Genomic DNA, 10557 nt, shown 5'->3' with positions numbered 1-10557 from the left:
AACGTCGCGGCCGTCAGGCCGCGTCTACGTCGGTCGTCCTGCTCACTTGCGCCTGCAGATAGTGCTGCAGACGTATCTGCTCATCCGGGGTGAACGCCAAGCCAAGTTTGCTCCGGCGCCAGAGAATATCGTCTGCCTGCGTCACCCATTCTTCACGCCGCAAGTAGTCAACTTCCTGTGTATACAGGTGCTGGCCGAGGTTGTCCCCCAGCGCATCGAGCGAGCGCGCATCGCCGAGCATGCGCCAAACACGATTGCCGTAAAGCGTCGCCCAGCGTTTGGCCAGCGGTTGCTCGACGCCTTTTACCTTAGCAATCAGCTCTTCAGCGAGCGCCTCGGCCGTGGTCATGCCTTCGCCGCCGGGTAGCGGGGCAGTCGCTGTCCAGCTCTCGCCCATGCTGGGAAAGTGGGCCTTGAGCTGAGCCATCGCCGATTCGGCCAGTTTGCGGTAGGTGGTCAGCTTGCCGCCGAACACCGAAAGCAGTGGCGCCTGTTTCTCTTCTGCCGACAGCGACAGCGTGTAGTCACGGGTGACCGCCGAGGGGTTGTCCGACTCGTCATCGCACAGCGGCCGTACACCAGCAAAGGTATGCAGGATGTCCTTCGCCTCGAGCTGCTGGCGAAAGTGCGTATTGGCAACGCCCAGCAGGTAGGCGATTTCGTCTTCGCTGATGCTGACCGTGGCCGGGTCACCACGGTACTCGCGGTCGGTGGTCCCAATCATGGTGTAACGATCGAGATAGGGGATGGCGAAGACGATCCGCCGATCCTCGTTCTGCATGATGTATGCCTGCTCGCCTTCGTACAGTTTCGGCACGATGATGTGGCTGCCCTGAATCAGGCGAATGCCGTAGGGCGAACGCTGCTGCAGGTTATCCCCAATGAACTGCGCCACCCAGGGTCCGGCCGCGTTGACCAGCGCTTTGGCACGCAAGGAAAACCGTGTGCCGTCCTGCCGCTGCAACTCGACGTGCCAGATGCCAGCGGCACGCTTGGCGCTGAGGCACTGGGTCCGGGTGTGGATGTGCGCACCTTTCTCGCGAGCGGCCATAGCGTTGAGCACCACCAGCCGCGCGTCGTCGACCCAGCAGTCGGAGTATTCGAAACCGCGCTTGATCTCCGGCTTGAGCGGGCTCTCCTTACCAAAACGCAACCCCCGAGACGCTGAAAGCTTTTCACGTTTGCCCAGGTTGTCATAAAGGAACAGGCCGGCACGGATCATCCAGGCGGGACGCAAGTGTGGACGATGCGGCAGGACGAAACGCATCGGCTTGACGATGTGTGGTGCTTTGGCCAGCAGCACTTCGCGTTCGGCGAGGGCCTCGCGAACCAGGCGAAACTCATAATGCTCAAGGTAGCGCAGGCCGCCGTGGATCAGCTTGCTGCTGGCCGAGGAGGTATGGCTGGCCAGGTCGTCGCGCTCGCAGAGGAACACCGACAGGCCGCGTCCGGCTGCATCAGCAGCGATACCCACACCATTGATCCCACCGCCTATTACGGCAACGTCGTACAGCTCGGAGACGGTCTCGCTCACGGAATCCTCCTCAAGAACGAACATTCATTTTCGAATATGAACATCCTAGCGCAGAAGAGGTTCACTCTCCAGATTCCATGTTCGTTTTTTATATCAAAAGAAAATAATCGAAACGATACGAGCTATCTATCGGTGCTGAACCGTACCGGCCGGCTTCGGACGATAGGTCGATGGGTAACGCAACGTGACGGAGATTTGCCTTGCGGCTTGCGGGCTCGGGTGAAGCCAGTCTACGGTCCATGTCGCACTGGCGGCGGCGGGCTGTAGATGTGTGCGGGGGCCAAACTTAGGTGTTCGTTCGGCCGTTCGAATGCGTCAGCCGGTGACTTCCAGCTTCACCTGGTGGCGTTCGAGCAAATCGAGGAAGGCTTCCGGTGGTTGGGCCTCGGTGAACAGCATGTCGATCTGCTCCAGTGAGCCGAGCCGGGTCATGGCGCTGCGACCGAACTTGCTCGAATCCGCGGCGAGGAAGATTTTTCGCGCATTGTGGATGATGGCCTGGGAGACGCGCACTTCTTGGTAATCGAAATCCAACAGGGTGCCGTCCTCGTCGATGCCGCTGATGCCGATCAGGGCGAAGTCCACCTTGAACTGGCTGATGAAATCCGCAGTGGCTTGACCGACCACGCCCCCATCACTTCGCACGTTGCCGCCGGCGATCAGTACGTCAAAGTCTTCCTTGGGGCTGAGAATGCTCGCCACGTGCAGGTTGTTGGTGATGACCTTGAGGTCACGGTGGTTGAGCAGGGCGTGAGCGATGGCTTCAGTGGTGGTGCCGATGTTGATGAACAGGGAGGCCTGATCGGGAATGTGTGCGGCCATGGCGTCGGCGATGCGGCGCTTCTCGTCACGCATCTGGCGCGCGCGTTGCGTGTAGGCGGTGTTCTGGACGCTGGAATCGTGGGCGACGCCACCGTGGTAGCGACGCAGCAGACCGGCTTCGCCAAGCTGATTGATGTCGCGGCGGATGGTCTGGGGCGTCACCGAGAACTGTTGCGCCAGTTCCTCGATGCTGACGTAGCCGCGTTCGCGCACCAATTCGAGAATGCTCTGCTGTCGTGGGGCCAGACTCATGGAGGCTTCCTTGTTATCGATATGCCGGGAAGCATGCCGCAGTCTGGGCTTTGATTAAAGAATTGTTCGTTTGTGAATAAGCGCGCCCGGCGCGAAATCGAATCCGGGCCGGGCGCTGTGCTGCATATCAGTTTGCGGTTGAGCTTATTCTTCCTCCCAATCCCGGGTGCGACTTACCGCCTTCTTCCAACCCTTGTAGAGCGCTTCGCGTTGGTCGCTATCGCAGGCCGGCTCGAAGATGCGTTCGATGGTGGCTTTGCTGCGCAACTCGTCCAGGCTGCTCCAGAAGCCGGTCGCCAAACCTGCCAGATAGGCGGCGCCCAAGGCTGTGGTTTCCTTCATTTGCGGGCGCTCGACGTGGGTCCCGAGCAAGTCGGCCTGGAATTGCATGAGGAAGTTGTTCGCCACCGCGCCGCCATCCACGCGCAATGAGCGCAGCCGCTCGCCGGCGTCCTGTTGCATGGCATCGAGCACGTCGCGGGTCTGGTAGGCGATGGATTCGAGTGCGGCGCGGATAATGTGGTCAACCTTCACGCCGCGGGTCAGGCCGAACAGTGCGCCACGTGCACGCGGGTCCCAGTAGGGTGCGCCGAGACCGGTAAAGGCGGGCACCAGATAGACGCCATTGCTGTCCTGCACCTTGGTGGCGAAGTATTCCGAATCCAGCGAATCGTTGATCACCTTCAGCTCATCGCGTAGCCATTGCACGGTGGAGCCGCCGTTGAAGATGGCGCCTTCCAGCGCATAGTTGACCTCGCCCTTGGGCCCACAGGCGATGGTGGTGAGCAGGCCATGCTGGGACTGCACCGCCTTGGTTCCGGTGTTCATCAACAGGAAGCAGCCGGTGCCGTAGGTATTCTTGGCCTGGCCCGGCTCGACGCACATCTGGCCGAACAGCGCGGCCTGCTGATCGCCGGCGATGCCGGCGATGGGAATGCCCGTGCTCTGGCCAGAGCCGAGATAGGCGTGCCCGTAGATCTCCGAGGAGGAGCGCACTTCGGGCAGCATTTCGCGCGGGATATCCAGCGCCTCCAACATCACCGGGTCCCAGTCCAGCGTGTGAATGTCGAACAGCATGGTGCGCGAGGCGTTGGTGTAATCGGTGACGTGAGCCTTGCCCTGGGTCATCTTCCAGATCAGCCAGCAATCGACGGTGCCGAACAGCAGTTCGCCGCGCCGTGCGCGCTCGCGGCTGCCCTCGACGTGATCGAGGATCCACTTGATCTTGGTGCCGGAGAAATAAGGGTCGATGACCAGGCCGGTGGTCTCGCGGATGTGCTCTTCCATGCCGTCACGTTTGAGCTGATCGCAGATCGGCGTGCTCTGGCGGCTCTGCCAGACGATGGCGTTGTAGATCGGGCGGCCGGTGATCTTGTCCCAGATGATGGTGGTTTCGCGCTGGTTGGTGATGCCGATCGCCGCGACCTGTTCATTGGTGATCCCGGCCTGCGCCAGCGCCTCGACGAATACGCCGCTCTGGGTCGCCCAGATTTCCATGGGGTCGTGCTCGACCCAGCTTGGCTGCGGATAGATCTGGGCAAATTCACGCTGGGCGATGGTTACCACGTTGGCGTTGCGGTCCAGCACGATGGCGCGGGAGCTGGTGGTGCCCTGGTCGAGGGCGACGATGAATTGCTTGTTGTTTTGATTGCTCATGGTGTCGATTCCTTAACGAGCTTCTGGGGCAGTGACATCGTGTTTGGTGAAGGCTCTGCTGTCAGGTTTCGCTTCCGCATTTGCCGACACGTCGCAAGCGCCTCCCAGCCCCGGTAGATGCTTGCAGATCAGGGCTTTGTAGCCGGCCGCGCCAATGCAGGCGCCCAGCACTGGTGCGATCAGCGGGACCAGGAAATACGGAATGTCGCGCCCGCCAGTGAATGTGACTTCTCCCCAGCCGGCGAAATAGGTCATCAGCTTCGGGCCGAAATCCCGCGCAGGGTTCATGGCGAAGCCGGTCAGCGGACCCATCGCGCCGCCAATCACGGCGATCAACAAACCGATCAGCAATGGCGCCAGCGGGCCGCGCGGCAGGCCGTTACCGTCATCGGTAAGCGCCATGATCATCCCCAGCAGGATAGCGGTAATCACCACTTCCACCAGAAATGCCTGGCCTATTGAAAGCGACGGGTGCGGGTAGGTTGAGAACACCGATGCGAGCTGGAGGCTGGCAATACTGCCACGAGTCATTTGTTGCGCCTGTTCGAAATCGAAAAACAGGCTGCTGTAAAGACCGTAAACCAACGCGGCGGCGCAGAAGGCGCCCGCAGTTTGGGCGAGGATATAAGCCGGCACCTTGTTACGCTCGAATGTGCCGAACAGCCACAACGCAATGGATACCGCAGGATTCAGGTGAGCACCCGAAACACCCGCGGCGAGGTAAACCCCCATGCTGACGCCGATACCCCAAATAACGCTTATTTCCCAAAGGCCTAGATCAGCTCCGCCGAGCTTGAGTGCGGCCACGCAGCCGGTACCGAAGAAGATCAACAGGGCGGTGCCGAGAAACTCGGCGATGCATTGGCCCCGAAGCGTCGGGGTGGACGGGTTGCTCATGCGCAGAACCTCTTTTTTGGGTTGTTGTTGTTTTTGTCCGAATACTATTGGAGTTCGGAAATGTTCGGAATTGAAAACTTAAAGTCAAACCCTCGGGCTGTCAAAGTAAAAAATCGAACATTTCAACGGAAAGCTGACGAAGATGCCGTCTGACGGTCATGAGTGGCGGGATTCTGGCGCGCAGGCTCATGGTCCGAGCGGCTGTCTGTCAGCTGTTAACGCAGTAGGAAGCGGCAGTTGCAGGCCGACGAAAGCGCGACCATAGACGCAGACGGATCGCAGCGAGCTGGGCGCGGGCTACGATCCGCTGGTTGGAGGGATTAACTGATCAGTGGTTCCTCGATCTGTGCGACGCCACGATCAGTTTTTTACGGTATGCCGCGAAGCCGCTTGCCTCGGCCGTTAATCGACAGGCCAAACCCGTTCTCGTGTCAGCAATGCAGGCGCGAGCGCGTCACCGGGTCGGCACCGGCCGGAAAAAATGCATCGAGCACCGCCTGGAATACGGTTCGCTCAGGCGCAACGGCGGCGAACAACGTCATGCTCGAACGCAGCTTCATATCGTCGGGTGAACCGAGAATCTGCCGTGCCGGACGCTCGGCGTGGGCGAGCAGTGCTTGCGCGCATTGCTCCAGGCGAGGCCCGAGCAGAGGGTGCGCTAGATAGGCCGTCGCTTCTTCCGCATCCTTGATGGCGTAGCGACGTGCCATATCGCTGTGGCCGAGGCCTGCTATCTGCGGAAAGATGAACCACATCCAATGGCTTTGCTTGTGGCCGGCTTTCAGTTCCGCCAGCGCGCGGTCATAGATCGATTGCTGGGCGTCGACGAATCGCTGCAGGTCGTGTGGGTCGCTCATGGTGCCTCCCGGTCTGCTCAGGGTTGTCCTGATCAGAGCCGGGATGGCGGGGTTGATTCCATGAATGCAAGGGTTGCGCGCGGTGTGCTTGATAGTGTGAAGCGTCGGATCTGGCCGTCGCCGCGACCGCAGCTTCTATGCGGCAGGCGCCGCTCCGGTGCATCTAGAAAGCCCGCTCCGGTGTGAACGTCCATGAATGCATAGCTGTAGCGCCGTATTAGCTCGCTTCACCCAAGCCCGCGAGGCGCGCATCGGCGATATAAAACAGCTCGCCGCCGCGCACCTGGGTGTCATTAGCCGGGTTGATGGTCGGTTGGCTCTGGTCCTTTCCGCGGTAGCCGATGAGTGTCGCGTTGTGGCGGTCTTTAAGTTGCTTGTACAGCGCGCCGACGGTGCTTTCGTAGCTCTCGGGCAGCAGCAGCCGATACTGGGTCGCGCCCTGGCCGACGCTCAGCAGCTCGTTGATGATTACCGAGGAGCCCGGATCTTGCGATGAGCGCACCAGCATCTCGATGGCCATGCTCGATGTGCATTCCAGCTTTGGCGCGTAGCTGCGGGCAAGGCGAGCGGTCTCGCTGCTGCTGAAATGTGCCACCACATGGCCGACCGGGTTGAGCTGGTTGATGGTCAATACGACGGCCAGCGTCAGGTCGTCCGAGCCGGTGCGCACCAGCGTCCGCTCGGCCCCTTTCACTCCGGCGCGCTGCAGCAACGCCAGGGAGGACAGGCTCTCGCCATGGATGAACTCGGTCTTGCCTGGCATCGGATTCTCTTCGAGCTGGGTGTCGCAGATGACGATCAGGTGGTCGTTGGAGGTTTCGTCTTCGTGTAGCAACTCGACGACGCGCTCGCTGATTTCGCCTTCCCAACCGATCACCACGGTATGGCCCGTGCAGGTGGCGAATGTCCCTTTGCCTTTCATGCCTTTCCTCCAGACTGCGATTATGGAATTGGTGGTTTTGCCGATGACCGCGGTCAGCAACGCGATGCCGCCAATCATCAACCAGGTGGATACAAAGATGCGTCCGCCAGCGGTCTGCGGCGAGAAGTCACCGTAGCCGACGGTCAGCGCCGTGGTCAGATAGAAATAGACGAAGGTTTTGAGCTCGGTGAGCGGCGCTTCGGCGAACAGGCGCAGGCCGAGGTAAGACACGCCGGCGTGCACCATGAGTGCGAGTAATAGTGCGGCCCAGCCGAGTCGACTGGTGACCGCGGCCAGCTGCCTGCGCAACTGAAGGATGATCGACATCGGTCCTGACTCCATGGCTTGCGGTGATCGCTGTCGTAACGAGGTGCTGAATACGCCCTGTCACGCTATGAACCTGCGGCATCCTAAGGGGCGTCCGGTCTGCTGGCCAGTCCCAAGCCGGGCGTTCGCCAGTTCTGCCTGCAATCGGTAAGCGGCATCGACTGCTGCTGCGAAACATGGGATCAAGCGCCGCCGATGGGTTGCGCCTATCCGCCAGGCTACTTTCGCTTTTCGCTGAAACAGCTCTGACATAGCCTGAATTTGCGTGCAGCCATCGGCATGGCTTTGCCACAGCCTTTGCAATTGCGGTTGTCGCTCGATACGCGACGGCGATCCGAACTGCGCGGTTTGCGCTGGCGCGACAGTTCGCGGGTGATAGCCCCGTTGAGCAGGCTGCGGTGTTCTTCGGCCTGTTCCAACGCTGGAAAGTGCGCCGGCAGCGTACGGGCTAAATGAAGGTAGGTTTCGATGACGTGGAGCGAGCTCTCCAGGGTGGCAAGGTCCGCATCGATGATCAGGCGCGGCAGCGGAATCTCTTTGTCCTGCGCCACCTTCTTCAGCCATTGCTGGGCGAAGATGCTCGCCGGGCTGTCGAGGCCGCCGCGAATCGGCGTGCAGGCGAAGATCCAGCGCAACGGCAGATCGATGGTCGGGTCGTCGATCAGCTTGATCCACTCGGCCAGTTCGTCGGGCAGGATCGATATGAATTCGTCGCCGTAATTGATGTTGCGGTTGAAGGTCAGCCAGGCGCGCAGCAGGCTCGGCTCGTTCATCAGCTCGGAAATCGCCTGCAGGTGCTCGATAGAGGGGCGGACTTGAAATTGCGTCAGGTCCACCGGCAGGTCCGCACTGTAGAACAAGCGCTTGATCGACTGCAGCGTCTGGCCGTCGAGCGCCGTGATCAGGCCGCTGTCGTGATGGCCGAAGCGCCCGGCGCGGCCGCCGATCTGCTTGACCTCCTGCACCTTGAGCTGGCGATTCTGAATGCCGTCGTACTTCTCGTCGGTGTAGAAGCACAGCGTATGCGCCGGCAGGTTGAGGCCCATGCCCACCGCATCCGTGGCGACCATGAGCTCGGCCTCGCCCTCGCGGAAGCGGCGTGCCTGCTCGCGGCGGACTTCCGGCGACAACGCGCCGTAAACCACCGAGACGCTCTTGCCGGTCATCTCCAGCATCGCCTTGAGTTCCAGTACCGTCTTGCGGCTGAAAGCGACCAGCATCGAGCCGGCGTCCAGTTGCTTGAGCGTGGTTGCGCGGCGCGCCACATCCACCGGCGACAGTCGTTTGGTGCGCTTGATCACCAGCTGGTCTTCGCAGAGGTCACACAGGGTTTTCAGCGACGGCTGGATCAGCTCCGGGCCGGTCATGATCAGGTCCTGGGTGTAGGCACTGACCAGCGCATCGACCCAGGCCCAGCCGCGTTGCGAGTCGGCCATCATCTGCACTTCGTCGATCACCACCACGTCCCAGGACTCGTGCCGAAAGCGCGCGAATTCCTCGACGGTGCAGCAATAGTGGGTGGCGCCTTCGCGGATGATCTCTTCCTCGCCGGTGACCAGCGAGCAGGGCACGCCCAGGGACTCGATGCGCTCCTGGTTCTCCAGCGCCATCAGCCGCAGCGGCGAGAGGTAGATGGCGTGGGTCACGCCGGTCATGGCCTGGATCGCCTGGTAGGTCTTGCCGCTGTTGGTCGGGCCGAGCAGGGCGGTCCAGGTGCGGGTGATGCGCCTGGCCGCGTAGAGCTTGTGGTAATGGACGAAGCGCGGGTTGTTTTCCAGCAGCACGGCGAAGGCCATCTTCTCCCGATTGTCCTCGCGGGCGAAGCGGATGGTCCGGCGCAGCTTTTTGGGCTCCATCATGAACACTTCGGTCAGACGCTTCTCACCGAGCAGCTGCAGGTCGAAATCCTGCGCTTCCTCGATCATCATCTCGAACTTGGCGTTCATGGCCTGGCGGTCTTCATCCTTGAGCGCGGCAACTTCCTGATCGCTGAGCACATGGCCCTGGCCGCCCGGGATGCGCCGCTGCATGTCCAGCGCCAATTCGCCGTGGCGCAGTTCGACCACGTAACGCAGCTCGTGCTTGACCTCGTTGACGATATCGACGGCGCGCGCGGCGAAGTCGTCGAGGCGTGCAAGCCGCACGGGCAGGCGCTCCAGGCACTGCGCTTTCTGTTCGTCGCTTAAGCTTGCGAACGGCTTTTCCAGCACGTGCAGGCGATCCCGGACCAGCGTCTGCACCGCGGCGCAGACGTTGCGCTCAAACTCATCGGGCGAGCGGCTGTCATCGATGCGCAGTGCGAATTCCGGCTCGAGCAGGTTCTGCACCGGGCCGCAATCCAGCGTTTTTTCGATGCCGAAGACATCCACCGTGCAACTGAAGTCGTTCACGTCCCGGTTCAGCAGCCGGCCAATCAATTGGGTCGAGTCGGCGTTTTCGAGGTTCGCCTCGACGGTTGCCTCATCGAGCCCGAGCCAGAACAGGCGCGCCGCGCGGCCGATGTCCGGCGGCTGATGGCCGAGGTAGGTGCTGAACCATTTTTCCTGGTGATTCTTCTTGGGCGCGAAGTCGGGATAGCGCTCGGTGGTCCAGTCGAGGAATCGCTGAAGTCGTTCGAGCTTGTGGGAATGGCGGTGCTTGGCTTCGGCCTTGCGCATGATCGACGCCTCTCTGATCAGGTGTGCTGTGAGTTTGGACAATCGGGCCGCGCAATACGAGCGGCACGCAGAGGTGCCATGCGTCGGGCGCAGGCGAGCGCGCGGCGCGAGGCCGAGGATCATATACCCGGATGCCAGGGTCCATCTGTACAGAAAGGTCGATGGGGGCGGGTATGAAGCGCGGCAGTTTGGTATTACTGGGGACGGCGGGGTGGAGTCTTCCACGCGATCAGTGGCCGGCGTTTCCGTCGGTTGGGACGCATCTGCAACGTTATGCGGCGCGCCTGCCCGCGGTTGAAATAAACACATCCTTCTACCGCCCGCATCGCCCCACCACCTACGCCCGGTGGGCGGAAAGCGTGCCGGATGCGTTTCGCTTTTGCGTGAAGGTGCCGAAAGAGATTACCCACGAGCGTCGATTGATCGACTGCGAAGGGTTGCTTGATCGCTTTCTGCACGAATGCGGCCATCTCGGTGACAAGCTCGGGTGCCTGCTGGTGCAGTTGCCGCCGTCGCTGGCCTACGATCCGGCCAGCGCCGCTGGCTTCATCGAGGCGTTGCGCACGCGCTATACGGGCGCGGTCGCCATCGAACCCCGGCACCCGAGCTGGCTGGCGGCCGAGCCGCTGGTGC

Annotated in this window: 8 protein-coding genes; 1 reads left to right on the top strand and 7 read right to left on the bottom strand. The window is 61.5% G+C overall.

The features are described 5' to 3' along the window. Positions 1–13 precede the first annotated feature (13 nt). From glpD to PSTU_RS0110440, 7 genes are all read right to left on the bottom strand, one after another. Complete coding sequence (gene glpD / locus PSTU_RS0110470; RefSeq protein WP_019340979.1) at positions 14–1558, bottom strand: glycerol-3-phosphate dehydrogenase; 1545 nt, start codon at positions 1556–1558, stop codon at positions 14–16. 291 nt (positions 1559–1849) lie between these two features. Then, positions 1850–2608: a DeoR/GlpR family transcriptional regulator gene (locus tag PSTU_RS0110465; protein ID WP_019340978.1), complete on the bottom strand. Its 759-nt coding sequence runs from the start codon at positions 2606–2608 to the stop codon at positions 1850–1852. 144 nt (positions 2609–2752) lie between these two features. Beyond that, positions 2753–4264 (bottom strand): glycerol kinase GlpK, encoded by a 1512-nt coding sequence (glpK, locus tag PSTU_RS0110460; protein WP_019340977.1) that lies wholly within the window; start codon positions 4262–4264, stop codon positions 2753–2755. Between the two features lie 12 nt (positions 4265–4276). Beyond that, entirely contained in the window at positions 4277–5161 is an 885-nt protein-coding gene (locus PSTU_RS0110455) for an MIP/aquaporin family protein (protein ID WP_019340976.1), read from the bottom strand. Positions 5162–5592: 431 nt separating this feature from the next. Continuing rightward, positions 5593–6018 (bottom strand): DUF1810 domain-containing protein, encoded by a 426-nt coding sequence (locus PSTU_RS0110450; RefSeq protein WP_019340975.1) that lies wholly within the window; start codon positions 6016–6018, stop codon positions 5593–5595. Positions 6019–6235: 217 nt separating this feature from the next. Further along, entirely contained in the window at positions 6236–7267 is a 1032-nt protein-coding gene (locus PSTU_RS0110445) for an ion channel (RefSeq protein ID WP_019340974.1), read from the bottom strand. Between the two features lie 218 nt (positions 7268–7485). Beyond that, on the bottom strand, positions 7486–9924 hold the full coding sequence (locus tag PSTU_RS0110440) for a helicase-related protein (protein WP_019340973.1): 2439 nt from the start codon (positions 9922–9924) through the stop codon (positions 7486–7488). Positions 9925–10097: 173 nt separating this feature from the next. Here PSTU_RS0110440 and PSTU_RS0110435 point away from each other — a divergent pair. Then, the coding region (locus PSTU_RS0110435; RefSeq protein WP_029404717.1) for a DUF72 domain-containing protein at positions 10098–10557 on the top strand (460 nt) is incomplete at its 3' end.

It is taken from the genome of Stutzerimonas stutzeri SDM-LAC (genome assembly GCF_000235745.1).
In the GTDB taxonomy this organism is placed as follows: Bacteria; Pseudomonadota; Gammaproteobacteria; order Pseudomonadales; family Pseudomonadaceae; genus Stutzerimonas; species Stutzerimonas stutzeri_H.
The sequence above is the reverse complement of the archived record's forward strand: the minus strand, read 5'-3'. Positions and strand labels throughout refer to the sequence as shown.